Origin of the sequence: Collinsella sp. UBA1693 (genome assembly GCF_002320115.1) — a bacterium.
GTDB lineage: Bacteria > Actinomycetota > Coriobacteriia > Coriobacteriales > Coriobacteriaceae > Collinsella > Collinsella tanakaei.
In genome coordinates, this window is the sequence record NZ_DCJT01000001.1 from 207,134 (window position 1) to 231,422 (window position 24,289).

Below are 24,289 nucleotides of genomic sequence, written 5' to 3' on the forward strand. Positions count from 1 at the left end.
CGCCACGCGGCCCGATCAAGCTCGACCGGGAATCTACGATGTGGCATCGGGGGCGTAGACATTGCAATACGTTGCAGCCTGCATGGGCGCCATCATGATGCGACCGGTGCCGCGGTAGACGTTAACCAGGCCCTCGCCGGAAGCCGCGGACCCTATAAGGCTCTTGCCGGATCGTTCGGCGGAGAACTCGAGGCCGGACGTCCAGACCAGCGCGTAGTTGCCATCGACGCGCAGCTCGTCGTTCTGCAAATCGACGTAGAGCACCTCCGCCTCCGGACAAGGGGATTCGAGCGCCAAGATACCCGATCCGTCCAACCTTAGGTTGAACAGGCCCTCGTTGCCCGCCACCGCGCTAGAAAGGTTTGAGCGGCGCTGCAGGGAGTGCTGGACGGTGCTGTCGCACGCGAGGAAAAGCCCGTCGTTGAGCACCACGGAGCCGCCCCACTTGGATAGGTCGACCAACAGGAGATGGCGCCATGTGGGCTCGCACACCAGCCTGCCGGTACCCGAATACTCCGGCTTGATGACGGAATCCTGGCTCACGGCGCCGCGGAACATCTTGCCCATGAAGTCCCCGGCGCTCTTGACGCCGGTGTTCGCGTGCACGGAGCCAACGGTCCACTGCATGGCGCCCGCCTGCAGCGTAACGCCCGTCTTTCCGTCCAACTCCGCCACAAGCTGGCGGCGACGCACATCCATCTGGGCGGAGAACCAGGCGGTCGCCGCACTATCCGGGGACACCGACAGGTCACGGTCCCACTGGATAACCTTGAATTGCCCAGCCTGAGCCAAGACGCTGACGTCGTTGTTATCCTCGAAATTGTAGATGGTGAAGGACATGGTCGGTACCTCCGTGTAGATATCAAGGGCTCGTTGCCGTCCAGCACATGGTACCCAAGACACCGTGGATCGCCTTGCCGTCGCGGCGGATGGAGACGCAGGCTTCGGCGGACGGTGCTAGAAGAGGCACCGCTCGATCACGTCTTTCCCGCGAAGCGCGTTCATCCACGAACGAGGAATGGACGATGCCCCGTAGACTATCCCGGCAAGCGCGCCCGCGACCGCCGCCGTGGTATCCGTGTCCTCGCCCAGGTTGACGGCAGCAAGCACGCACTCTTCATAGGAACTCGTCCGCACCAGGCACCACAGCGCCGCCGCCCACGTATCGAGCACGTAGCCACCTGAACGGATAGCGCCGCGCGGGGCCGTGGCGACCCATCCCATACCCACCGCGAGCGCAGCCCGCTCCGCGCTCGCGCCGGACGCCAGCATGCGCGCCGCCCTCACGCAGTCGACGCAGGCATCGCAGGCGATCGCGTGGGCATGGGTGATGGCAGATACCGCCCGTACCTCGTCGTCGGTCGCATCGGTGAACGCGAGTGGAACGGTGCGCATCAGCGAGCCGTTGCCGTTATCGCGCTCCCCCGCGCCGCCGCGCCCGCTATCGAGCGCGATCGACGTGGTTATCCCTATATCGAACAGGCCGTCGACGGAATAGGCGCCCTCGTCTCGCCAGGCCCTGAAACGCGCCAGGATATCGTCCGCTTCCACGCACCCCAGCTCGCGGTAGGAATCGCAGAGCGCCAGCGCCATGCTGGTATCGTCCGACCACGTTCCCGCGGGCATGCCGTGGGTTCCGTGCCCCGTCATGTCCGTGCACACAAAGCTATCACGCGCCCTGAACTCGTAGGGAACCCCCAAGGCATCGCCCACCGCCTGGCCGAATACCGCATCTCTCAACGTCGTCATAATCCCACCTCGCCAAAAAAGTGCTCGCAGGCAACCCCAGCCCGCCTTTCGCGATAAACGCTACGCGCCAAGGGCGAGGCAGAGGTAAACCGCCAGGCGACATCTACGGGGCGCGAGACGCTAAGACGAGCCGAGCAGGGGCTGGTCGAATGCGAAGAGCATCTGGTTGATCGCCACGATGTCGTAGGAGCGCCGCTCGATGTAGTAGCGCACGATCGCATCGAACGTGCTCGCCGTCGACAGGGCGTAGCCGGCGCGCTGCAAAAGCTCGCGGGTTTGGCCCATATCCAGCTCGAGCGCTATCGCGAGCGCCACCGCGGTGGGCTTGGCGGGCCTGTAGCCGTCATCTTTGCGCAGCTTTGAAAACACCTGGCGCGACAGGTTCGCCTTCTTATATACGGCGGCGTCGGTCAGACCCCGCTCGTCTATCAGGGAGAGGACCGCCTGCGAAAACGACGCATCGAGGTGGACCAGTAAATCCTTCAGCTCGCGCTCGTCCACCACGGGCCGCACGGACCCCAGGCGGGGGCCTGCGGGCGGCGCGCCGCAAACGGGCATAGAGGACCGCAAGTCTCCCATCCTATCGCGCGCGCGGCGTGACACCACGTAGTCCTCGTCCACATACGCAGCGACCGTGCCGTAATCAGCCAGGCACGCAGCGAAGGCAGCCCGATCGAACACCGCAAGCCGCACCTCGACGTCTTGAGCGCTATCCAAAAACGCTGAGATCTCACTGGTCGCGATCGCCAACGCGCGGTCGATTGGAAACCCAAAGATGCCGGCAGAGATCAGCGGAAGGGCGACAGAGCGAACCTCCAGCTCGCGAGCGCGCTCCAAGGCGCTGCGATATGCAGAGCGAAGCAGGTCGTCTTCACCCCACGACCCGCCACGCCATATGGGTCCCACGGCATGTATGATCCAGCGGGCCTTCAACCCAAAGCCCGGCGTCACCACGGCGGAGCCGGTGGGACAGCCGCCCAGCCGCTTGCACGCGGACTCCAGCTCACGACGGCCCGCAGCCTCGAAGATGGCCCCGCACACGCCGCCACCGGCAGAAAGATGCTCGTTGGCCGCGTTCACCACGGCCTCCGCATCGACTCGCGAGACGTCGTCGCGTGTAAGGACCAGGGGCATGGCGCATCTCCATTCACTGCAGGGAACCGTTGCCGCCCATCTTACTCTTCCGCAGGGACAGCGCGGGGACGCTCGTGAACGATGGGGCGCGCATGACCTGATCTGCAAGGTACATTTTATGTCCGCACGAACTTGTACGCTTCCACTACATTCAACCTGAGGAGGCTACCATGGCAAACGCTGAGAACCGCACATTCAACCTACCCGCAGAAGCGCTCGCCGCCTTGTCCCGCCTGGTCGAACCCGCAACCAAGGACGCCTTGGACGCGATCGCCGAGGACATCGCCACGTGCGAGAACCTCTATCGCGCGATCATGGACCGGGGAGGGCAGCTTTCCGAGGACGAGGCCGTCTTTGTGAAGGCGTTCCTGGAGGAAGTCATCTCGCTGGAGGGAGAACATGCTGGCGACGCGGCCTGCACGCTAGGGGCCCTGCATTACTCCGGATCCATTACGCCGGACGGCGAACCCGATTACGAGCGGGCGTTCGAGCTCTACAGCACGGGCGCCGCGTTGGGAAACACGCAGGCCCTGGTCAACCTTGGCTATTGCCACCAATACGGCCGATCGGTCCCCGTCTCGCCAAAGGACGCCTTCGAGTGCTTCCAGCGCGCCGCGTTCACAACCAACATGCCCGAGGCCATCTACAAGTTGGGTGACATGTATGAGCGCGGCTGCTACGTGGAGCGAGATAGCAAGCTGGCGTTCGGCCTCTATCGCAAGGCATTCCTGCTCATCCAGGACAATCCCGATGAGGCGCCGGAGATCAAGGCGAGCGTTTGCCACCGCGTCGCGGACCATATCGCAGCAGACGATACGGAAGACGAACCCGTAGCGGAACGCAGGGAGCGGCTGCTCACGGCACTCGAGCTCTACCAGTCCGCCGAGCGCGACTACTACCGGGCGATCGGGGCGGGCGCGTACTATTACGACCGCCGCCTCGATGAGGTCATCGCCGCCGAGGAGCGAATGCGCACGGAATTCCTGCGTCGCTAGAAATACGCTAAGGTCTTGTGGTTCGGTTGTGGTTCAGCATGCAGGCAAGGCGATTTTTCTTGCCAAGGCTTTCTTTTTCAGGGTAAGCTGTTTACATCTTGCCTGTTAATCAATGGTGTAGGGTCCATTATTTCACCCGCTGCGACGCAGGATAAACACCCCTGGGACCAGCCGGCGCGCTGACGCGGAGGCACCGCTGAGACGCGCATTGGCATCACGCATTGAAACCGGCGGCTGTATAGGCACTTGATCAAGAAAGACCAACATGCTCCTACAACTTATCCTTATCCTATTCGGCTTCGTGCTACTCATCGGCGGAGCAAATATGCTGGTGGACGGATCCAGCCAGATCGCCGCGCGCATAGGCCTGCCCGACCGCGTCATCGGCCTCACCGTCGTCGCCGTGGGCACCGCCATGCCAGAGCTCGTGGTAAGCGTGGTCTCCGCCGTGGACGGCCATGCAGACATGGCGTTTGGCAACGTCGCGGGCAGCTGCATGGCAAATCTGCTGCTCATCCTCGGTATGAGCGCCATTATCACGCCGCTTGGCCTATCGCGCCGAACGCAGCGCTTCGAGATTCCGCTCAGCGTCGCCGCGGTCGGGCTGCTGATGCTTTTCTCCAATATGGGGGGATCGCTTAACGCCATCGAGGGCGCGGTGCTGCTCGCCTGCTTTGTCGCCTTTATCGCCCATGCGGTCATCACCGGCCTTCGCGAAGGCGATTCGGGGCGCGAGGACCTCGACCCCGAACAGCAGCTCGACCCCCACGAGCTTGAAGACGAGGATGCCGATGCGGACGAACCGCGGGGCCCCTTGGTCTCGCTCGCCCTCATCCTGGTGGGCATCGCCTTCCTCAAGATCGGCGCCGACTACGTGGTCAACAACTCCGTCGACCTCGCAACCGGCCTGGGTATCAGCGAGCGCATCATCGGCATCACCGTCATCGCCCTGGGCACCTGCCTGCCCGAGCTTGTCACCAGCGTGGTCGCGGCGTTCCGCGGCAACACGGACATCGCGGTGGGCAACGTGGTGGGCTCCAATATCACCAACGTCCTCATGGTCATGGGAGTTCCAGCACTGTTCTCCCCCATCGCCTACGACGCGAGCTACAACTTTGACTTCGCCTTGCTCGCCATCTTCTCCATCGTGCTGGTGGGCTTCGCGTTCGTGGGGACCAAGCACACCATGACGCGCCGCGAGGGCGTCGCCTTCGTCTTCCTCTACGTGGTCTACATCGTCCTCACCATGATGATGTAGCCACCGTAGCGCATCTCCATACTTTAGGTCGCGCCAGAAAAGGCAGGGGTCCCGCGGAATTTCCGCAAGGCCCCTGCCTTTCTCGTTCTATAGAGGACCCGTCGCCCAGCTTGCCGACTAGTAGTCCTTTGCGCCGGCGCTCTGCATCCACTCGTCGCGGAACTCCGCATAGCGGCCGTCAATGATTGCCTGGCGGGCGCGGCACATAAGGTCGAGCAGGAAATAGATGTTATGCTGGGACAACAAGATGCCGCCGAGCATCTCCTTTTGCGTCACCATGTGGCGAATGAGAGCGCGGCTGTAACCACCGGTGCAGACCGGGCAGGTGCACTTCTCGTCGATGGGACCGGCATCGTGGGCGAACTTGGCGTTGCGGAAGTTAAGGCGCCCCTGGCTGGAGAACGCCGTGCCCATGCGTCCGGTTCGCGTAGGCAGCACGCAGTCGAACATGTCGACGCCCATGCCCACGGCGCGCACCAGCGTGGTGGGGTTGCCCACGCCCATGAGGTAGCGGGGCTTTTGACGAGGCATATGCTCGGAGACCAGCGGCTCGAGCGTCTCGAACATGGTCTCGTGGTCCTCGCCCACCGAATATCCGCCGATGCCGTAACCGGGGAAGTCGCCGCACTCCTCAAGGTGCTTCAGCGAACGCAGGCGAAGATCCAGGTGCATACCGCCCTGGACAATGCCGAATAGCGCCTGGTCGGGACGAGTATGGGCCTTATAGCAGCGCTCGGCCCACATGCTTGAGAGCTCTACCGCCCGCTCTACGTACTTGCGCGTCGCCGGGTACCCGGGGCACTGGTCGAGCTGCATGCAGATATCGCTGCCAAGCTTCTGGGCGATCGCCATGTTGTCCTCGGGCGTCCAGAAAACGTGGCTGCCATCGTAATCGGTCGCGATAAAGCGCACGCCCTCGTCCGTCAACTTGACGGCATCGTTATGGCTAAATACCTGGAATCCACCGGAATCCGTCAGAATTGGGCCGTGCCAGTTCATGAAGTTATGAAGACCGCCCAGCTCATCGATCAGGTCGGCGCCGGGACGCATGGCCAGATGATACGTGTTGGCCAAAACGATCTGCGCGCCCAAACCCTTCACGGTCTCGGTAGGGATGCCCTTGACGTTGGCCTTAGTGCCCACCGGCATGAAAATAGGGGTCTCGATATCCCCGTGCGGCGTGTGGAGGATTCCCGCACGCGCATGGGTCTTGGGATCCTCGGCTACGATATCGTAGGTAAAGAGGGACTGGTCCACCTGTTCCACCTTTCCGCGATGCTCAATCCGCCGTGCTCGAACGCAGGCGCCGCATCGAATGACAGTTGTCTCGAATTCAATATTGTACGGGGATTGCCCATTGCTGACACACGGTGTCCCCTTCGACAGGTAACATACTGACATGAAAAACACGCGCGCGGGCGATCGCCGCTCCGCACGCCAGACGGGAGCAAGCTCATGGACGAAACGCAGAAGGGTAACGAAACGACCGAGCAGACCTCTTTTGATGTGGAGGCCGCGCCGGTCGAGGCCGCCGAGGCGCCCTATACAAACGATACCGACTTCGAATCCGCGCCCCTGGGCGCCTTGGACGACAACCAAGAGACAGCCGAAGACGCCGATACCAACGCGCGGGAAACCTACGCCGCAGACCACGATGCGGACGAGGGGCAGGCGGAGGGCGGCATCGGCGCCGTTCCCGCAGGCGCCGCCGACCCGCAGGACGCTGATGCTGAACCGACAAGCGCGCAGGCACCCCTTATGCCCGCTTTCCTCACCCGCGAGGAATACGAGCAGGTGGGCGATGACCCCGACCCCCTTCCCGAGGGATTCGAGGTTATCGACGGCGGCATGAGCGACGACCCCCTTATCGAGATCGCCAGCTATGCCCCCCAGCAGCATGCGCACGCGCCCGTCGCCATGCCCGGTGCCGCGCCCGCGCCGCAGGCAGCACCCTATGGCGCCCCCGCGCAGGCGCACCTTGCGCTTTCGCCCGACGCGCCGAACGCGCAAGGTGCGCCGGAGCAGACGCAGAAGGGCCCTCAGGCGCCCGAGGCCAACGGCCCCGGCGCGGCGCAGGCGGTAGGCGCCTTCATCACCGAGGGCGTTGGCGCCGTACGCCAGGTCAGCGCCGCCAAGCGCGCCCACGCCAGCGCACGCGAGGAACTCGAGCAACTTGAGCAAACCATTCTGGAGCAGCAAGACGAGCTCGCCCATCGCCGCGATATCGAAGAGCGCTACAGCCAGATCATCGAGGAAGAGTCCGCTCGCCAGGACCAGGCAATCCTCAACATCGCGCAAGCCAAGGCCGCACAGGATTCCATTCGCGCAGCCGTCGACGCGCTCAAAGAGAAACTCGCCGCCGTCCGCGAAGCAGACGCCCAGACCGAAAAGCGCCTCAAGGCCGCCGTCGATGCAGCCGAGGGAAAAGAGGCCTCGTCCCGCGAATCCGGAACGCGCTTGCAGCGGCGCCTCGACGATGCCAAGAAATCACTTGAGAAGGCCGAGACCGAACGAGAGGTGGCGATCGACACCGCCCAGCGAGCGATCGATACCGCGGCAGCGCGACTCGCCACGTTGAGGGAGGAGTTTGCCGAGGTACAGCGCAACCCGTCGGCGAACTCGGCTGCCTACTCCGTCCGCTCCAACGAGCTGCAACTTGAGATTTCCGACGCCGCCGAGGAACTGCGCCAGGCGCAGCACGCCCTACCCGTTATCACCGAGGAAGTTGAGCGCAGCCTGACAACCGCTCGCGCGATGGTGGAGGAGGCTAAAAAGCCCATCGATGCGGCCAAGCGAGCCCACCGCGAAGTCACCAACGAAGCGGACGAGGCGCGCGACGCCCTCGACACCGCCAAAAATGCCGCCGCCGAACGCCAACGCGAAATTCGCGACCAGATCGCCGCGCAAGAAAAGGCGATCAAGGAGCAGGACCGCCTAATCGCCGGAGAGCAGGCGGAAGCAGATGATGCGCAGGCGGTCATGGACGAAGCGAACGACATCCACGCCCATCCCGAGATCACCGAAGCGCTCGAAGCGGACCTGGAACGCAACCGTGCCGAGCGCGCGGAACAGGCAAGCGAGGTGCAGCAGCTCGCGGATGCCGAGCGCGACGTGCGTCAGCGCACCCATGATTCGCGCGTCCGCTTCATGGGCGCCATCGGCATCGGCGCGGCCATCGTGCTCGCCCTCATCGTCCTAGCCTGGTTCATATTCGGTTAGCCCATATCCGACTTGCGCCTTTGCGCTACCATGCAGTTATCGCCCGACGCGCTTTGCGGCTTCCGTCATTCGCGCGTCGGGCCCTTTTGTTCTCGATATATAAGGAGCCACTCCGTGCTTTCAGAAAGAATGCTCACCGGCGTCATCAAGACCATGACCAAGCACGAGCTCGCCATGGAACCCACCACAGAGACCCACCTACCCGGGCCCAAGCCCAACATGAAGTACATGCTTTACATGCATATCCCCTTCTGCCAGCGTCTCTGCCCGTACTGCAGCTTCAACCGCTACCCCTTCCGCGAGGAAATCGCACGGCCGTACTTCGCCAACCTGCGCCGCGAGATGCTTATGCTCAAGGACCTTGGCTACGATTTCGAGAGCATCTACTGCGGAGGCGGCACGCCCACCATCATGATCGACGAGCTGTGCGAGACGCTCGATTTAGCTCGCGACCTGTTCTCGATCAAAGAGGTCAGCAGCGAGACCAACCCCAACCACCTCACTCTGCCCTATCTGGAAAAACTCAAGGGACGCGTGCAGCGCCTGTCCGTTGGAGTCCAGAGCTTTGACGATGACCTGCTGCGCCAGATGGACCGCTACGAGAAATACGGCAGCGGAGCGGAGATATTCGAGCGCATAGGCAGCGCCGCCCCCTACTTCGACATCCTGAACGTCGACATGATCTTCAACTTTCCCTCGCAAACCGAGGAGGTCCTGCGTCGCGACATCGAGCTCATCAAGGAGTGCGGTTGCCAGCAGACCACGTTCTCGCCCCTCTACTTCTCGCGCGCGACCACGCGCAAGATGCTGGACACGCTGGGCGACCCCAACTACACGCGCGAGTACGAGTACTACAAGCTGCTGGACCATGAGCTCGCAGGAGGAAGCGACCCCGCCTTCGAGCGCCGCACCGTATGGACCTTCAACCGCAAGGGGATGGACCTCCACGCGTGCGGCGAGGTTCCGGTGGACGAGTTCGGCGTTTCCTACGAGGAATACCCCGCCATTGGATCGGGATCCGTCACGCACCTTGACGGCACCATTTACGTCAACACGTTCAGCATCCGCGAATACAACGAGGCGATCGAGAGCGGACGCATGTCCTTGATGGGCAAGACCAAGATGAGCAAGCGCGACCTTATGCGCTACCGCTTTATGCAAGAGCTCTACGCTCTCAGGCTGGATAAGAACCGCTTCAAGCGAGACTTTGGCGTGAGCGTGGAACGCGGGCTTCCCGTCGAGATGGCGTTCATGCGCGCAAACGGCGCCTTTGCCACCGACGATGCCGACGAGCTCACCCTCACCACCAAGGGCCGCTACTACACCTTGGTCATGCAGCGTCAGTTCCTCAGCGGCCTCAACGAGCTGCGCGACCAGGCGCGCGCCGCCCTCACCGGTCCCGAGCGCGACCTGCTCTTTGGCGACGGCACCCAGAAGTAGGATGGCCGGAGGCGCGACAACGCCCATTTGAAATCGCAAAAAGGACGCCTTTCCACGGGCCTCGACCCTGGAAAGGCGTCCTTTTAGTACGTCTTGTCAAATTGGATGACCACCGGCTTAAGACGCCCGCGCCTTGCGCAAGGGGCCGTGCGGCTACTCGATGAACATCGCGTCGCCGAAGCTGAAGAAGCGATACCGTTCCCCGACGGCGGCCTGGTAGGCGGCCATGATCTGGTCGCGAGTGGCAAACGCGGAGACCAGCATCATCAGCGTGGAACGTGGGACGTGGAAGTTGGTGATCATGGCGTCGACCACATGGAAGGTGGAGCCGGGCATGAGGTAGAGGTTGGTGGTGGCGTTCTCGCGCGCGACGATATCCCCGCGACCGCTCACAGCAGCGGAATCGGGGGCGTCCTCAAAGCGGCGGGCGACGACCGCCGGGTTCGCCGCGGGAGCATCCGCCTCCCAGGCGCTTTCGAGCGAGCGAACGGCGGTGGTGCCCACGGCGATCACGCGGCGGCCGGCGGCCTTAGCGGCTCGCACCGCATCGACCGCCTCTGCCGGCACATGATATCGCTCGGTATGCATGACATGCTGGGTGGGGTCGTCCTCCTCGACCAAACGGAAGGTGTCGATGCCCACCTCCAGCTCCACGGTCACGAACTTCACGCCCTTTTCCTCGATGCGCTCGATCAGCTCTGGGGTAAAGTGCAGGCCGGCGGTGGGAGCTGCGGCGGAATGCTCCTCCTTCATGGCGTAGACCGTCTGATACTTCTCGGGATCGCCCTCGTATTGGGTGATATAGGGAGGCAGGGGCACATGGCCGGCAGCGTGAATCGCCTCGTCCAGGGTGCGCGGGTCGCCAACGGCGTTCTCGCCGCACGGCTCGAAGCGAACCAGGCGGCCGCCTCGGCTATCGTCCACAAAATCCTCGACCGTGGCGCGGAGCACCACCGGTGAATTCTGCGGAGCGTGGGCGCCGCCCGCACGATATTCAACCACGGCGCCGGGCTTTAGGCGCTTGCCCGGGTTCACCAGGCATTCCCACACATGCCCCATGGGATCGACGTCCTCGCGACGACGCAGCAGCAGCGTCTCGGCAACGCCGCCCGTGGGCTTGCGGCCTATCAGGCGGGCGGGCATGACGCGAGTCTGGTTTGCCACCAGCACGTCGCCGGGCTCAAGATAATCGATGATGTCGCGAAAAACCCTATGCTCCACGGAGCCGTCCTCGCGATGAAGCACCAGCATGCGACACATGTCGCGGGGTTCTGCCGGAGCCTGGGCGATCAGCTCGTCGGGAAGGTCGTAATCAAAGTCATCGGTGCGCATGCGCGCCCTCCATCTCTCAATCGCTTTGGCGGCGCTTGGGCACCGCCGACGGCGTCTTATGATAGCGCCCTCAAACACGCAGGTACAGACCTGCGAAAACGCTTACAGCAATCAATCATCGTCCGAGCGGCGCCGCGCGGGCGCAAGGCAAGCGGGAATGCTATCCCTTACGGGCGCGGCGCTCGTCTCGCAAACGCGCGCGGTCCAGCGCCGCCTCAGCAGCGGAGAACCGGCAGCCGCAGTAGTTCTGCCTATACATCCCCAGCTCGCGGGAGCGGCGCGTAGCTTCTGGATACCAAGGACGAAAATCCCTGATAACAGGCGTTAAGCCGTGTGATAGGCATAGCTGCTCGAGCACGCTGTTGCACGTGTCGAACAGCTGGTAGGGCGAGACCGCCAGCGTGGTGCCCACATGCTGAAAACCCCGCTCGACGGCGACGTCGCACGCGCGAGCCAGGCGCATGGCGTAGCAGGCACGGCAGCGGCGCTCGCGATCCCGCGCGCCTATGGGGGCGACGCCGCGCTCCCACCGCTCGAAATCCTCGTCCGCCTCTATAAGCTCGATACCCGTGGCGGCGCACCAGCGGCGCAGCTCGCCCAAGCGGCGATCGTGCTCGTCCATAGGCTGGATGTTGGGGTTGGTCCAGCAGATATGGGGATCGAAGCCCTCCTCCATAAGCAGGCGCACCGGCTCGAGCGAGCATGGGGCGCAGCAAGCATGCAGCAGCAATGGAATATTCTTCGCCACGTCTACTCCCTGTCATCCAGATCGTCGCCGCCCGAGCACGCGCGGCGCGCGCCCTCGTCATCCCGGCCCCCGCCGTAGAAGCTCACGCCAAAGGAGGTGTCCTCGCAATGGGTGATAAGAGGGTTGCGGCGAATGATGTCGACGTACGCGATATCGCCCGCGCAACCGCATAGATGCACCGTCGCCACAACGATGGTCCACAGCGGCCAGCGCAGCGCGACGCCCAAAACGATGAGCGCCGCCGTGACCGCAATCGCCGGCGCCAGTGCGATGACCAGGTACTGGCGGCGCGTATAGACCACGCCCTCGGCACATGCATAGATCATGCCCGCCCGCCAATTGGCCCCAAACGTCACATGCGAGCCCGCGGGGGCGAACAGCTTGAACAGCACCCCGTGGACCAGCTCGTGCACCGGCAGCGGCAGCAGGCAACCCGCGACAAGCGCCAGCAGCCATGCGGAGCAGCGCGCGAGCGAGCCGCCCTCGCCCAACCCGGGAATCATCCACTCGAACTCGAACGCAGGGGAATGACGGATGAAGATGAGCGAGTACGCAAGCCAGGCGAGCGCCGCCAAGACCCCGGCGACCAGCGCGATAAACGAGATGCGAAGCATTTTCTCGTGGAACGCGCCGTCTTCAAAGGTGTATATGTCATCAATCTTCTTCATACGACCAAGCATACCAACTTGCCCCCGCGCATATGAGATAATGTTGGGTTACGTACAACAAACCAACCAATCGCCCACAGCCCCGCGCAGGCGGGACGCGGGCGATGAGCGTTCTTGCAAAGGAGCCGTTCATGGCACATGAACTTAGCCGCGACCAGCGACCCAGCTGGCCGCGCCGCGCCATCGTCACCGCCGGCATGCCCTACGGCAACAAGGGCCTTCACTTTGGCCACGTGGGCGGCGTCTTTGTCCCCGCGGATTTCTATGCCCGCTTCCTGCGCGACCGCCTGGGCCGAGAGAACGTGATCTTCGTCTCCGGCACGGACTGCTACGGCTCCCCCATCATGGAGGGCTTCCGCAAGCGTCGCGAGGCAGACGGCTACAAGAAGCATATCTCGGACTACGTGCGCGAGAACCACGATAGCCAGGAGACCGACCTGGCCAGCTTTGGCGTGTCCTGCGACCTGTACGCCGGCAGCGCCCTTGAACCCGCCGTGCACATCCACGAGCGCGTGACCAGCGAGATCATTCGCCGCCTTCATGAAAAGGGCGCCCTTGAGAAGCGCTCCACCAAACAGTTCTACGATCCAAAGGCGGGCCAGTTCCTCAACGGCCGCCAAGTACTGGGCCACTGCCCCATCCAGGGCTGCAAGTCCGAGAAGGCATATGCGGACGAATGCGACCTGGGCCATCAGTTTGAGCCGGAAGAGCTCATCGCCCCCAAGAGCGCCCTTACCGGCGAGACGCCCGAGCTGGTGCCCGTCGACAACCTCTACTTCGATCTGCCGGCGTACCTCGGCTACCTGAAGGACTACACCAAGCAGATCGAGGCCGACCCCACCGTGCGCTCCGTGGTCTCCAAGACCATGGAGGAGTGGCTCAACCCCGCTCAGCTCTATATTCAAAACAAGTTCCGCGAAGCGTTCGACGCCATCGAAGGCGAGCTCCCCGCGCACACCGTCATCGAGCCGGAGGGCAACAAGAGCTCCTTTACCGTGGCGTTCCCCAGCTGGCGAGAGCGCGACGAGGCTCACGAGGTGCTGAACCGCGGCGGCGTGCGCTTCCGCTCCGGCAAGGCGCTGGTGCCCTTCCGTATCACCGGCAACGTCGAGTGGGGCGTTCCCGTTCCCAACGATTGCGGCTGCACCGACCTCACCTGCTGGGTATGGCCGGAAAGCCTGTGGGCGCCCATCAGCTTTAGCCGCACCGTCCTGGCGCGCGATGCCGCCAAGCTCGAGGCCGCGGGCGTCGACCCCGCCACGCTGCCCGCGTCCGCGCTGTCCGACGCCCAGCTTATGGACGAGGCCCCTCCCATGATTATGGACGAGCCCGCCTATACGCACTCCACCCTTGACTGGCGCGACTGGTGGGCAAGCGAGGACGCCCGCGTCTACCAGTTCATCGGCCAGGACAACATCTACTTCTACTGCGTGGCGCAGTCCGGCATGTGGAAGGCGCTTGATTGGAACATGCAGCAATCCTGCGTGGCAGCCAACTACCACATCCTGTACATGGGCAAAAAAGCGAGTTCCAGTTCCCAGACTCCCCCGCCGCTGGCACACGAGATGCTTGAGCATTACACGCCCGAACAGTTGCGCTCCCACTGGTTGTCCCTTGGTCTGGGCGAAAAGCCCGTCAGCTTTTCTCCAAAGGCCTTCGACACCCGCGAGACCGGCAAGGACAAAGATGGCAACCCCGTTCTCGCTCGCGATGACAAGCGCGTGATCGATCCGGCCTTGAAGGAAGGCGCCCTGCTCACCGGCGTTTTCAACCGCCTGGCCCGTTCCTGCTTCTACGGCGTGGCGAAGAAGGATGGCGACGAAGCCGCCTATCGCACCGGATGCATTCCGGCCGGCGCCCCCAGCGCAGAGGTACTCGCGGAAACCGAGCAGGCGATCCTGGCGTTTGAGCAGGCCATGTATACATTCGAGTTCCACCACGCCCAGCTTGTCTGCGACGAGCTGCTGCGCGCAGCCAACAAGCGCTGGAGCGACGCGAGCAAGGCGGCTAAGAACCAAGGCGACGACGACGCGATGGCCCAGGCGCTCATCGACGCCTTCCACCAGCTACGCGCCGTTACCGTCCTTATGCACGGTATCGTGCCGGCGGGTTGCGACCTTATCTGCGAGCACTTCGCCATCGACCCCAAGGTCTTCTTCTCCTGGGACAACATCTTTATGACCTGCGACGAGCTCTGCGCGCTTTTGGACGAGGAACCCGGTAGCCACCGCATCAAGGAGCTGCCGCCCCGCTTCGACTTCTTCCAGAAGCACGAGAGCCAGTACTAGAACGCTTCACCCTTACGCCTGCAAGCTGAGGAAGCCATCTTGAAAGGATCGAATCGCATGGAGATCATCGTCCGCAAAACCACGAACGACGACGTGCTCGCCGCCGAGGCCGTGCTGGACGACGGGCGGCGAGCGCTCGCCCAGATGGACATTCCCCAGTGGCAGGGCGAATATCCCAACCGCATCGACGTTGAGGACGATATCGAGCACGGCCGCGGCTACGTGGCGGTGGACGATGAGGGAACCGTGCTGGGCACCCTCGCCTTCACCATGGACGGCGAGCCCACCTACGACGTTATCGACGGCGCCTGGCTCACCCAATCGACAAGCGACGCAGCGACGTACGCCACCATCCACCGCTGCGCCGTCTCCGCCGCGGCAGCGCGCAAGGGCGTTATGAGCGCCCTGTTCGACGCCGTCGAAACCATGGCGCGCGAGCAGGGCGCCGCGAGCGTGCGCATCGACACGCACCGCGCAAACGTCCGCATGCGCGGCCTCGCGTGCAAACGGGGCTATACCGAATGCGGCGTCATCACCTTGCCCTACGAGCACGAAGCCGACCCCACGCGCATCGCCTACGAGAAAGCGCTGTCCTAACCATGGCGCGGCCCGGCATCCAGAAGCACCTCGATATCGCCCATCTCTTGCGCTGCCCGCATTGCGGCGAGCCCATGCACGCCCGCCAGACTGACGTTGCATGCGACCAGGGGCACTCCTACCCCGTGGCGGCAAAGGGGTACCTTACCTTGCTGGACCGCGTACCCGCCCTTAAGGGATATGACCGCGCGTTCTTTGAAGCCAGGCAGCGCATATTCCGGGCCGGGCACTACCGCGATCTTATGGACCAGGTTTGCCTGCAGGTCCGCCGCGCGCTCGGCAACGTTGACGGCGTGGGCACGGTGGTTGACGCAGGCTGCGGCGAGGGCGCCTACACCAAGGCCGTCCAAGCAGCCTGCCACCCGCTCGCCATAGGCCTTGACCTGGCAAAAGACGGCATACAATGCGCAGCTCGAGGCGGAGGCGAAGAGCGTTGGATCGTAGCGGACCTGGCCTCCATCCCCTTGGCAGACCACGCGGCAGACGTCATAGTCAACGTCTTCACGCCCGCCAACTACGCCGAATTCTCGCGCGTGCTCAAACCGGGCGGCTGGCTGATCAAGGTGGTTCCCGCCGCCAATCACATGCGCGAGCTGCGAGAGCTCGTCCAAGAACACCTTGCCCGCAAAACGTTTGACGACCACGGCGTGGCAGAGCATATGGAGCGATCGTTTGGACTGGCCGAGCGCATCCGCGTGACGCAAACCACCCCGGTGGCGCCCCTTGAAGCGACCGACCTTATCAAGATGAGTCCCGTCGCCTTCAATATGGACGAGGACAGTCTGGACGCAAGCGCCCTTGACAGCATCACCGTCGATGCCGAGATACTTATCGCGCGGACATAGACAAAACCCATGGTATCGACGAAGCAACGGCTCTTATACCTGGTCCGCCACGGCGAGACCCAATCGAACGCTCGCGGCGTTTTGCAGGGCGCGCTCGACTCACCGCTCACGCGGCGCGGGCGCCAGCAGGCACTCGATGTCGCGGCGGCCCTGCGCGCACGCAACGTGCTGCCCGCGCTGATGCTCGCCTCGCCGCAGGGTCGCGCCCAAACCACGCTGGAAATCATCCGTGAAGCGCTCCCCGCGCTCAAGGGCGTGCCCGCGCACATAGAGCCCTGCCTGGCAGAGATGAACTATGGAACATGCCAGGGCGTCCCGCTGGCATCGCTTCCCTTCGACCCCTGGATGCCAAAAGACGGCGCGGCTCGCTTTGGTGGCGAGACGGGGCGGGAAGTGCAGCGGCGCGCGTTGGGAGGGCTCCTTGGCGTTATGGACAAGGCGCCGGGAAGCGTGCTCGCCGTGTCGCACGGCACCGTCATGAGCCACCTGCTCGAAGCGCTCGAGCCGGGCGGCGAGGCGCCCCTCACCATCGAGAACGGGTGCATCCTCGTTCTCTCCTACAACCAAACCGCCCGCAGCCTCGCCCTTATTGAGTCGATTGCGGTACCGTGCCGGTAAGCTGTAAGCACACCTGCTCAAAGTCGCAAGCATCCTCGGGTTCTAGCGGACGCTCAATCACCACGGGAACCGCGCCCGCCTCAAGCGCCGCCTCGATCTTATCGTCCTGGCCCCCGACGGCGCCGGATTCTTTGGTGACAAGCCACGCCGCCCCAATCTGGCGCAGCATGGCTATGTTCAATTCACGCGAAAACGGACCCTGCATCGCGATGATGTGGGAACGCGGCACCCCTAGGGCGCGCACCTGGGCAATCACCTCTTCATCGGGCAGAACGCGCGGATACAGGCGCTCCACCAACCCATCGCGGCCCGCAAACGCCGCGAGTTCCTTGCTGCCGGTCGCCAACAGCACGGCCCCCTCGCCGGACGCCACAACGTCCGCCGCTGCGGCCACATCGGCGATGTAGCGCGCCCCCTTATGCTTGAGGGCCGCCGGACGCGCCAAGCGAACATACCCCACGCCGGCCCTCTCCGCAGCCTCGCGAACAGACGCATGCGCCTGCCGGGCAAACGGATGCGTCGCATCCACCGCATACGAGCAGCCCGCAAGGACATGGGCCATCTGGCCCGCATCAAGACGACCCTCGCGAACGCTCACGTGCGGAAGACCGGAGATAAGCGAGGCGCCGTACGAGGTGGCGACAAACGCGATGGTGCCAACACCGCACGCTGAAAGATGCTCCACCAAACGGCGGCCCTCCGTGGTTCCCGCAAACACCGCCACGCGCTCCGGATAGGGCGCGCCGCCTTCCGATATATCGTCCACGTTCCCCTCCCGTCGCTACGATTCGTCTCGCGTAAGTTGGTAGAGCAGCGCGTTCACAATGGCTGCGGCCACGGTGGAACCGCCCTTGCGACCACGCGCCACGATCGCCGGCACGCTGCGGGCAAGGACCTCCTCCTTCGCCTCGACCACGTTTACAAAACCCACCGGAACGCCGATCACCAAGTCGGGCGCGATGCGGCCCTCATCCATAAGCTCGCAAAGTCTCAGCAGAGCCGTGGGGGCGTTGCCGACCGCGATGATAAGCGGACCGGTGATGCCGCACGCCTTGTCCATGCTTGCGAAAGCGCGCGTGGTCCCCTGTTCGCGCGCCCGCTCCGCTACATCCTCGTCCGCCATATAGCAGGCGCACGTGCACCCCAAAGCCGCCAACGCGGGGCGGCTAATGCCGGAGCGCGCCATGTTGGTATCCGTAAGAATAGTGGCGCCGCGGCGCAGGGCGTCCCACGCGCGCTCGACAGCGCCCTTGGTAAAGACCAGGCTGTCGGCAAAAGAGAAATCCGCCGTGGTATGGATCACCCGCTTGATGATGGGCGCCTGGAGGGGATCGAGCTCTCGATCGCCAAGCTCGCGCGCTATGATCTCAAAACTCGTCCGCTCGATATCATGCGGTTGCGTGTGGAGCTGTGCCATCTTTATGTGTCTCCTTGCCTATTTGGCGCGGCGCGCACGGGCGCCAAGCCTTCAAACCTTCTATACCTCTATGAACGAGGACCGGCTGTTTCTAGTTCTCGCATTACGCCCCGCGTTCGATGACGTCCATCACGGCATCCATATCCAACGCGGCGCGAACCACATCCGCCAGCTTGTCAAACTGAGCGTCGCGGTAGGCCTCGCCGCCAACGATGTCGAAACCGGACGGATCGAGCGCGCGGGCGCGCAGCAGGGCGTCTGCCACAGCGCGCACCGCATCGGGAGAATCGAACAGCCCGTGCAGATAGGTGCCCATCACGTCACCCCGCGACGCGCCGCTCACGCGCTCGCCGCCGCCCGCAAGCTCCGTCGCGCCCGCATGGATCTCATATCCGTGAACGGTCAAGCCGTCCATGCAAGAAAAGAAACCGTCGGGAACACTCATCACCGTATGCGCGCGCTCCAGCGTCTTGGCGGGCTCGAACACGGTGCGGACCGGCAGCAGCCCCAAACCCCGCACGGAAGCGGGGGTTCCCTCGATGCCGTCCGGATCGCGCAGCTCCTCGCCCAGCATCTGGAATCCACCGCATATACCCAAAACGGGCGTAGAGGCTCGGGCAAGCTGCAACAGGCAGTCAGCGATACCGCTTCGCCGCAGCCAGGCAAGGTCGGCCAGCGTGCTTTTGGTTCCGGGCAGCACCACCAGATCGGGGCGGCCCAAATCGCGGGCGCGCTCCACGTAGCGAACGCCCACGGCCCCATGACGGGCGAGCGGATCGAAGTCCGTGAAGTTCGACAGGTGCGGCAAGCGGATGACCGCCACATCGATGGGGCGCGAGGCGCTTCTCGCCAAGAGCCGTGGGGACAAGGAGTCCTCATCGTCGATATCGAGCCGCGCGTAGGGAACGACGCCCAGCACGGGCGCGCCGCACAGCTCTTCAAGCGGGGCCAAGCCGGGCCGCAAAATAGAGACGTCACCGCGGAACTTGTTGATGATCAGGCCGCGGATGCGCCGGCGATCCTCTTGGGGGACAAGAGCGACCGTACCCGCCAGCTGGGCGAAGACGCCGCCTGGATCGATATCGCCCACCAAAAGCACCGGGGCATCGACCATCCTGGCCATGCCCATGTTGACGATGTCGTCGCTCTGCAGGTTGATCTCTGCCGGAGAGCCCGCCCCTTCGATCAGGACGATGTCGTGCGTCCGGGCGAGACGACGGTAGGCCGCCTCGACCTGCGGGGCGAGCCCGCGGCGGTACGCGAAGTAATCGCGAGCGGGCATGGTTCCCCGAGAAAGCCCGTCCACGATCACCTGGCTCCCCCGCGGCCCCTCGGGCTTGAGCAGGATGGGGTTCATGTCGCTCACGGGGTCGAGCCCCGCCGCCTGCGCCTGCATCGCCTGCGCCCGGCCCATCTCGCGACCGTCCGCCGTGACAAAGCTGTTGAGCGCCATGTTCTGGCTTTTAAAGGGCGCGACGGAGTATCCGTCTTGAACAAGGACCCGGGCCAGGCCCGCTACCAGCAGGCTCTTGCCCACGTTGGACATGGTCCCTTGAATCATCAATGGTTTAGCCGTCATCGCGGCCCCCTTCTTCCACAGCCAAGCCGGTCGCGCGATAAACGGCGTCAAGAAGGGCGTCCGACTCCGCCCGCCCGCGAACGCACGCGCGCACCCACGACGAGTCGAGCCCGGTGTAGTTGGAGCAGTCTCGCACGATCACGCCCGCGCGGGCCAGGACGTCGGCCGCGTCCGCCATGGGCGCGGCGTCGCGCATCAAGCGAAAGAGCACGTAGTTCGCCTCGCCCGAGACCACGCGGCAACCAGCGGCAGCCAACAGGGCCATCATGCGGGGGCGCTCGATATCGATGAGCTCGCGCGTGCGCGCGACAAATTCATGGTCCGACAAAGCCGCGACGCCCGCCGCTTGGGCAGGCGTGGAGACCGGCCACGGGGGACCCGCCAGATACACCCTGCGCACCAGGTCCTCATCAGATGAAAGCAGGTAGCCCAGGCGCAGCCCGGCCATGCCGTGCAGCTTGGTAAACGCATGCAGCACCACCACGTGCGGGCTCGAGGCGACCCGCGCGTCGAGCGTGTCGCCGCAAGACGCGGTGAATCCCAGGAAGCACTCGTCCACCACCAGGCGCGCACCCACCGCAGCGCAGCGGTCGATCAGCTTGTCGAGGACCTGCGGGGCCACCGTGCGACCGGTGGGATTATTGGGGTTGCAGACAAACACCATGTCGATGCCGGGGGCAACCGCGTCCACAAACGAGCAGTCCAAATCGAAATCGCGCTTCTGGCTCAGGGCAACCTCCTCCACGCTAGCGCCGGCGGCGCGGGCGGCGGCGGCATATTCGGAAAACGTGGGGGCGGCAACCAAGACGCGTCGCGGGGCCTCGGCCAGACAGAGACGCCAGATTAGGTCCGCGGCGCCGTTGCCGCACAAGACCCAACCAGGGTCGGTGCCCGCTTGCTTGGCGATCGCGAACGCGAGGCGGCGGCAGCGCGGGTCGGGATAGCGATCGGACGTCTCGACGGCATCGCGCGCGGCCCTTGCCGCCGCGGGCGACATGCCCAGCGGATTGGTGTTCGCGGATAAGTCGAGCACCGCCTCGCCCCAACGCTCCCGCTGGGTCCAGATGTCGCCGCCGTGACCATACGGCAGCCCAGCAGCATCGGACATGTCTCCTCCCATCGTTTACGAAAAACCTCGCCCAAACCTCATGGCCTAGCGATCAGCCAAGCAGATCGCTAGGCGGATGACGGCGGCCGCCGCCAACGCCAGCATCGACGCCGCATACATAAGGCGGCAGGTGCGAGCGACGTCCTCTGGCTCAATTTGCCTGGTGGCGTCACCCACGTAGGGTTTTTGGACGAGAACCCCGCCATAGACGCCCGGACCGTTAAGGCGAACCCCCAGCGCGCCGGCGACGGCGGACTCGGGGTGCCCGGCATTAGGGCTTAGGTGCGAGGCGTGGTCGCGGCGCCACGCCCTGGCGGCACCGGGGGCGCTAAGGCCCGCCAACGGAGCGGCGGCGACCATGCACAGCGCCGTGACGCGCGCCGGAATCCAGTTGGCGGCATCGTCCAACCGCGCGGACGCGCGGCCAAAATCGATATAGCGAGGGTTCTTATACCCCACCATGCTATCCAGCGTATTCACGGCCTTGTAGGCGGCGGCGAGCGGGGCGCCCCCTATCATCATGTAGAGAAGCGGCGCGACCACGCCGTCGCTCGCGTTTTCCGCCACGGTCTCAACCGATGCGCGAATACACCCGGCGGCATCGAGCGAGGAGGTGTCGCGCCCCACGATCATCCCCACGGCGCGTCTGGCGGCGCCAACGCCCTCCGTGGCGAGCGCACGGGCCACGGCCAAGGACTGGCGCCGCAACTCGCAGGCGGCGAGCAGCTGATAGCACAGATACACCTCCGCCGCAAAGCGCACGACGGGCGAGATGGCGCCGAGCAAGGCGAGGACCGCCCACACGAGGCAGTAGGACGCCGCGGGCAGGCAGGCTGCGAGCACGCGGCCCGCACGGCGGCGCCCGGCGAGACTATCGGGAAACGCGGCGCGCAGGCGCGGTTCCGCCCATGAGATCGCCCTGCCCATAGCGACCACGGGATGCGGTAGCCAGCGCGGGTCACCGAAGACGGCGTCCAGCGCAAAGGCGAGCGCTGTAACTACAACCAGGTACACGGAGCCTCCTCACCGGGCGCGGCGAGCACGAGAAAACGGCCTTCATCCCACTTGAGCAGCCATCTGCCCGCGGGAGGAACCTCGACGGAGAAATACGGGATCCGGGGGCGCGCAAGTTCGCTCAGGACGGCGCGGGCGCATCCACCGTGGGCGACGATCGCCACGCAGGCAGATCCGCGCGCGGCCTCTTCTTCCAGAATTGAGAGCACCTCCGCGACCACGCGGCGCGTGAACCCCGCTTTGTCCTCACCGCCGGGACACGGCCCCTCGCAACCGGAATCAACCCAACGGCGATAGGCTCCGTCATGCTCCATATCCGCAAAGCCGCGCCCCTCGAACGCGCCGAAGTGCATCTCCCGCAGATTGCGGCGCAGGACCAAGGGAGCGTCGGGATAGATGAGGCGGGCGGTCTCGATGCAGCGGCGCATATCGCTGGCGAATACGCGTTGAGGAGCAAGCCTAGCCCGCGGGGACAAAGACAACGCGGAGCGAGTCGCCGCGATATCGAGCGGGCAATCAGTTCCGGCGCCCTCGTAGCGATGCGCGGCCGTTCCCTCGGTGGGGCCGTGGCGCCACAGCTCGACGATCATAGCTCTCCCTTGATCACCTGAGGGCACCCGCAAACCAAGCGGACCACCGTATCGGCCCTGAGCGCAAGCTCGCACGAGAGCCTGCCGGCGCGCTCCCGCCACGCCCTCTCATCCGGATCGATTGGAACCACGCCGCACCCCACCTGGTCCACCATGACCACGGATCGCCCGGCGAGGGCATCGGCTAGACGGGTCAGGTCGATCGCGGGATCGCGCACAAGCTCCTGGGCGCGCGCGACCGCCGAGCCCTGTCCCAAAACCGCATCGTCGACCGAATCCGCCAAAACGCCCAGACGCCCCCCCGCGAAGGTCCTCTTTCCGGAGCCAACCGCTCCCACCAGCAAGATCACCGCATTCCCCCCAATATCAAAACGGCGAGCATCGCAAGCTCGCACCATTGCAAAAACCATCCAGCCGTATCCCCGGTCACCCCGCCAAACTCGCGCAACGCGAAGCGGTGGTACCAGGCCAGCACCGCGGCCGCCGCGGCGATGGCGAAAGGACCGCTTGCAGCCGGAGCCAGCGCCACCAGCGAGACCCCGGACAGCACCGCCTGGCCCGCCAGCGCGCGAACCGCCGGACGAGGAGGATTATCGTCCTCCCCCGCCATCGCGCGCGCCATGCCGTCCGGACGCGCCTTGGGCCAGCGCAGCACCGCCAAGCCGGAGAGGCAGCGCGAAAACGCGAGGGCCGCGGGCAGGGATATCGACATGCGCACCAGCTGCATCGGGCCCGCGGCGACCGCAAGCGAATAGAACAGCAACAGGTAGCACGCCAACGCCATGACGCCAAACGCGCCGGCGCGCGGGTCCTTGAGAATCTGCAGCTTGCGGTCGCGGTCGGCGTGCGAGCACACCGCATCGGCCACATCGCACAGACCGTCCAGGTGGATGCCGCCGTTCACCAAAACGGGCAGGCACGTGAAGACGGCGGCGGCTATGGGCGTGGGCAGGCAAAGCCAGCTCGAGGCCAAGGCCCAGGCGAGCATGGCGAGGCCTTCCACCACGCCCACCAGGGGAAACCCCGCAAGCGCCACGCCGTCACGCCAGTCAACAGCATCTAGGAGCCGGGCGGGTACGCGAATGCGCGAGAACGTCGCGAACGAGGCGACAACAGCGTCCTTAGCGTTCACGAGCACGCCCCTTTCCAGATATCCTCGTCCCCTTTAACCCAAACGGGAATTCCGCACACAACTTCGACCACGCAATCCGCATCGCCGGCAAGACGGGCGTTGATGCAGCCGAGCGCCCTTTGCCAGGCACGCGTCTCCTCATCGTAGGCGACGCCGTCCGACGAGACGTCGCACGTAACCGCCACCACGCGCCCGCAGGCAGAGCGCACGCGCTCAACCCCCGCGGCAACACGGTCGCAAACGGCGTCCACGCGCTCCGCGCGAGCATCCGGGCTCGAGGGCGCGAACAGCTCGTTGGCGACCAAGTTGCCGATATCGTCGATGAGCGCCGCTGCATATCTCCCCACATCGGCGCGGGCAAGGTCGCGCGGGCATTCGAGCGTAACGAACCCGGAGCCTCTGCGCTGCGCGCGATGGCGCTCGATGCGCGCGGCGGCCTCCTCGCCAAAGGGCTCCATGGTGGCGACGTAGAGCGCGGGCGCGCCGCACGCGGCGGAGCACGCCTCCGCAAACGCGCTCTTACCGCTAGCCGCGCCACCTATTACCAGCATGAACATT

24 protein-coding genes are annotated in these 24,289 nt (G+C 64.7%); 8 read left to right on the top strand and 16 right to left on the bottom strand.

Annotation, left to right across the window (positions count from 1 at the left end):
* Positions 1–33 precede the first annotated feature (33 nt).
* From B3H65_RS00905 to B3H65_RS00915, 3 genes are all read right to left on the bottom strand, one after another.
* Positions 34–840: an AIM24 family protein gene (locus B3H65_RS00905; protein ID WP_286683757.1), complete on the bottom strand. Its 807-nt coding sequence runs from the start codon at positions 838–840 to the stop codon at positions 34–36.
* A 117-nt stretch (positions 841–957) separates the two neighbouring features.
* Positions 958–1,749 carry an ADP-ribosylglycohydrolase family protein gene (locus B3H65_RS00910; RefSeq protein ID WP_286683758.1) on the bottom strand — a complete coding sequence of 264 codons (792 nt, stop codon included), beginning with the start codon at positions 1,747–1,749 and terminating at the stop codon, positions 958–960.
* A gap of 120 nt (positions 1,750–1,869) precedes the next feature.
* Positions 1,870–2,883 carry a macro domain-containing protein gene (locus tag B3H65_RS00915; RefSeq protein ID WP_286683759.1) on the bottom strand — a complete coding sequence of 338 codons (1,014 nt, stop codon included), beginning with the start codon at positions 2,881–2,883 and terminating at the stop codon, positions 1,870–1,872.
* Between the two features lie 170 nt (positions 2,884–3,053).
* Here B3H65_RS00915 and B3H65_RS00920 point away from each other — a divergent pair, with 170 nt between their 5' ends.
* Positions 3,054–3,878 carry a tetratricopeptide repeat protein gene (locus tag B3H65_RS00920; RefSeq protein WP_286683760.1) on the top strand — a complete coding sequence of 275 codons (825 nt, stop codon included), beginning with the start codon at positions 3,054–3,056 and terminating at the stop codon, positions 3,876–3,878.
* A gap of 265 nt (positions 3,879–4,143) precedes the next feature.
* Positions 4,144–5,136 (top strand): calcium/sodium antiporter, encoded by a 993-nt coding sequence (locus B3H65_RS00925; RefSeq protein WP_286683761.1) that lies wholly within the window; start codon positions 4,144–4,146, stop codon positions 5,134–5,136.
* A 117-nt stretch (positions 5,137–5,253) separates the two neighbouring features.
* On the opposite strand, the gene tgt is transcribed toward B3H65_RS00925, so the two are convergent.
* Positions 5,254–6,393, bottom strand: a complete 1,140-nt coding sequence (gene tgt / locus B3H65_RS00930; RefSeq protein WP_286683762.1) for a tRNA guanosine(34) transglycosylase Tgt — start codon at positions 6,391–6,393, stop codon at positions 5,254–5,256.
* A 198-nt stretch (positions 6,394–6,591) separates the two neighbouring features.
* Here tgt and B3H65_RS00935 point away from each other — a divergent pair, with 198 nt between their 5' ends.
* On the top strand, positions 6,592–8,355 hold the full coding sequence (locus B3H65_RS00935) for a hypothetical protein (RefSeq protein ID WP_286683763.1): 1,764 nt from the start codon (positions 6,592–6,594) through the stop codon (positions 8,353–8,355).
* 114 nt (positions 8,356–8,469) lie between these two features.
* Positions 8,470–9,795 (top strand): coproporphyrinogen III oxidase family protein, encoded by a 1,326-nt coding sequence (locus tag B3H65_RS00940; protein ID WP_286683764.1) that lies wholly within the window; start codon positions 8,470–8,472, stop codon positions 9,793–9,795.
* Positions 9,796–9,948: 153 nt separating this feature from the next.
* Here the strand turns inward: B3H65_RS00940 and queA are convergent, their stop codons facing one another.
* The 3 genes from queA to B3H65_RS00955 form a co-directional block, all read right to left on the bottom strand.
* Complete coding sequence (queA, locus tag B3H65_RS00945) at positions 9,949–11,127, bottom strand: tRNA preQ1(34) S-adenosylmethionine ribosyltransferase-isomerase QueA (RefSeq protein ID WP_286683765.1); 1,179 nt, start codon at positions 11,125–11,127, stop codon at positions 9,949–9,951.
* 160 nt (positions 11,128–11,287) lie between these two features.
* Positions 11,288–11,875 carry an epoxyqueuosine reductase QueH gene (locus B3H65_RS00950; protein WP_181973401.1) on the bottom strand — a complete coding sequence of 196 codons (588 nt, stop codon included), beginning with the start codon at positions 11,873–11,875 and terminating at the stop codon, positions 11,288–11,290.
* Between the two features lie 2 nt (positions 11,876–11,877).
* Positions 11,878–12,555 carry a DUF3267 domain-containing protein gene (locus tag B3H65_RS00955; RefSeq protein WP_286683766.1) on the bottom strand — a complete coding sequence of 226 codons (678 nt, stop codon included), beginning with the start codon at positions 12,553–12,555 and terminating at the stop codon, positions 11,878–11,880.
* A gap of 119 nt (positions 12,556–12,674) precedes the next feature.
* Between B3H65_RS00955 and B3H65_RS00960 the strand changes: the two genes are divergently transcribed.
* The 4 genes from B3H65_RS00960 to B3H65_RS00975 are packed head-to-tail and all read left to right on the top strand — an operon-like array spanning position 12,675 to position 16,891.
* The gene (locus B3H65_RS00960) at positions 12,675–14,831 is read left to right on the top strand and encodes a methionine--tRNA ligase (protein ID WP_286683767.1); all 2,157 of its coding nucleotides are present in this window, start codon (positions 12,675–12,677) and stop codon (positions 14,829–14,831) included.
* Between the two features lie 57 nt (positions 14,832–14,888).
* Complete coding sequence (locus B3H65_RS00965) at positions 14,889–15,428, top strand: GNAT family N-acetyltransferase (RefSeq protein ID WP_286683768.1); 540 nt, start codon at positions 14,889–14,891, stop codon at positions 15,426–15,428.
* A gap of 2 nt (positions 15,429–15,430) precedes the next feature.
* A complete protein-coding gene (locus B3H65_RS00970; RefSeq protein WP_286683769.1) occupies positions 15,431–16,273 on the top strand; it encodes a methyltransferase domain-containing protein in 843 nt (280 codons plus the stop codon).
* Positions 16,274–16,282: 9 nt separating this feature from the next.
* Positions 16,283–16,891: a histidine phosphatase family protein gene (locus B3H65_RS00975; protein WP_286683770.1), complete on the top strand. Its 609-nt coding sequence runs from the start codon at positions 16,283–16,285 to the stop codon at positions 16,889–16,891.
* Here the strand turns inward: B3H65_RS00975 and cobK are convergent.
* From cobK to B3H65_RS01020, 9 genes are all read right to left on the bottom strand, one after another.
* Positions 16,860–17,657 (bottom strand): precorrin-6A reductase, encoded by a 798-nt coding sequence (cobK, locus tag B3H65_RS00980; RefSeq protein ID WP_286683771.1) that lies wholly within the window; start codon positions 17,655–17,657, stop codon positions 16,860–16,862. The two genes, B3H65_RS00975 and cobK, sit on opposite strands and share 32 nt — an antisense overlap.
* Before the next feature lie 15 nt (positions 17,658–17,672).
* Positions 17,673–18,308, bottom strand: a complete 636-nt coding sequence (locus B3H65_RS00985; RefSeq protein ID WP_286683772.1) for a precorrin-8X methylmutase — start codon at positions 18,306–18,308, stop codon at positions 17,673–17,675.
* A gap of 103 nt (positions 18,309–18,411) precedes the next feature.
* On the bottom strand, positions 18,412–19,887 hold the full coding sequence (locus tag B3H65_RS00990; protein WP_286683773.1) for a cobyric acid synthase: 1,476 nt from the start codon (positions 19,885–19,887) through the stop codon (positions 18,412–18,414).
* Entirely contained in the window at positions 19,877–20,995 is a 1,119-nt protein-coding gene (locus tag B3H65_RS00995) for a pyridoxal phosphate-dependent aminotransferase (RefSeq protein ID WP_286683774.1), read from the bottom strand. The genes B3H65_RS00990 and B3H65_RS00995 overlap by 11 nt, the downstream gene beginning before the upstream one ends.
* 45 nt (positions 20,996–21,040) lie before the next feature.
* Positions 21,041–22,009 carry an adenosylcobinamide-phosphate synthase CbiB gene (cbiB, locus tag B3H65_RS01000; protein ID WP_286683775.1) on the bottom strand — a complete coding sequence of 323 codons (969 nt, stop codon included), beginning with the start codon at positions 22,007–22,009 and terminating at the stop codon, positions 21,041–21,043.
* Complete coding sequence (locus tag B3H65_RS01005) at positions 21,994–22,599, bottom strand: histidine phosphatase family protein (RefSeq protein ID WP_286683776.1); 606 nt, start codon at positions 22,597–22,599, stop codon at positions 21,994–21,996. The genes cbiB and B3H65_RS01005 overlap by 16 nt, the downstream gene beginning before the upstream one ends.
* Positions 22,596–22,949 (bottom strand): bifunctional adenosylcobinamide kinase/adenosylcobinamide-phosphate guanylyltransferase, encoded by a 354-nt coding sequence (locus B3H65_RS01010; protein ID WP_286683777.1) that lies wholly within the window; start codon positions 22,947–22,949, stop codon positions 22,596–22,598. Before B3H65_RS01010 ends, B3H65_RS01005 begins: the two co-directional genes overlap by 4 nt.
* Positions 22,946–23,731 (bottom strand): adenosylcobinamide-GDP ribazoletransferase, encoded by a 786-nt coding sequence (locus tag B3H65_RS01015; protein WP_286683778.1) that lies wholly within the window; start codon positions 23,729–23,731, stop codon positions 22,946–22,948. The genes B3H65_RS01010 and B3H65_RS01015 overlap by 4 nt, the downstream gene beginning before the upstream one ends.
* Positions 23,728–24,288 carry a bifunctional adenosylcobinamide kinase/adenosylcobinamide-phosphate guanylyltransferase gene (locus tag B3H65_RS01020; protein WP_286683779.1) on the bottom strand — a complete coding sequence of 187 codons (561 nt, stop codon included), beginning with the start codon at positions 24,286–24,288 and terminating at the stop codon, positions 23,728–23,730. The genes B3H65_RS01015 and B3H65_RS01020 overlap by 4 nt, the downstream gene beginning before the upstream one ends.
* Position 24,289 lies beyond the last annotated feature (1 nt).

Bases quoted from the DNA above. Each gene is read 5' to 3' on its own strand.
- B3H65_RS00965 (WP_286683768.1), top strand. From the start codon at position 14,889: ATGGAGATCATCGTCCGCAAAACCACGAACGACGACGTGCTCGCCGCC.
- B3H65_RS01005 (WP_286683776.1), bottom strand. From the start codon at position 22,599: ATGATCGTCGAGCTGTGGCGCCACGGCCCCACCGAGGGAACGGCCGCG.
- B3H65_RS00915 (WP_286683759.1), bottom strand. From the start codon at position 2,883: ATGCCCCTGGTCCTTACACGCGACGACGTCTCGCGAGTCGATGCGGAG.
- B3H65_RS00975 (WP_286683770.1), top strand. From the start codon at position 16,283: ATGGTATCGACGAAGCAACGGCTCTTATACCTGGTCCGCCACGGCGAG.
- B3H65_RS00935 (WP_286683763.1), top strand. From the start codon at position 6,592: ATGGACGAAACGCAGAAGGGTAACGAAACGACCGAGCAGACCTCTTTT.
- B3H65_RS00995 (WP_286683774.1), bottom strand. From the start codon at position 20,995: ATGTCCGATGCTGCTGGGCTGCCGTATGGTCACGGCGGCGACATCTGG.
- B3H65_RS00960 (WP_286683767.1), top strand. From the start codon at position 12,675: ATGGCACATGAACTTAGCCGCGACCAGCGACCCAGCTGGCCGCGCCGC.
- queA (WP_286683765.1), bottom strand. From the start codon at position 11,127: ATGCGCACCGATGACTTTGATTACGACCTTCCCGACGAGCTGATCGCC.
- B3H65_RS00925 (WP_286683761.1), top strand. From the start codon at position 4,144: ATGCTCCTACAACTTATCCTTATCCTATTCGGCTTCGTGCTACTCATC.
- B3H65_RS00970 (WP_286683769.1), top strand. From the start codon at position 15,431: ATGGCGCGGCCCGGCATCCAGAAGCACCTCGATATCGCCCATCTCTTG.
- B3H65_RS00955 (WP_286683766.1), bottom strand. From the start codon at position 12,555: ATGCTTGGTCGTATGAAGAAGATTGATGACATATACACCTTTGAAGAC.
- B3H65_RS00905 (WP_286683757.1), bottom strand. From the start codon at position 840: ATGTCCTTCACCATCTACAATTTCGAGGATAACAACGACGTCAGCGTC.
- B3H65_RS00985 (WP_286683772.1), bottom strand. From the start codon at position 18,308: ATGGCACAGCTCCACACGCAACCGCATGATATCGAGCGGACGAGTTTT.
- B3H65_RS00990 (WP_286683773.1), bottom strand. From the start codon at position 19,887: ATGACGGCTAAACCATTGATGATTCAAGGGACCATGTCCAACGTGGGC.
- B3H65_RS00910 (WP_286683758.1), bottom strand. From the start codon at position 1,749: ATGACGACGTTGAGAGATGCGGTATTCGGCCAGGCGGTGGGCGATGCC.
- B3H65_RS00920 (WP_286683760.1), top strand. From the start codon at position 3,054: ATGGCAAACGCTGAGAACCGCACATTCAACCTACCCGCAGAAGCGCTC.
- B3H65_RS01020 (WP_286683779.1), bottom strand. From the start codon at position 24,288: ATGTTCATGCTGGTAATAGGTGGCGCGGCTAGCGGTAAGAGCGCGTTT.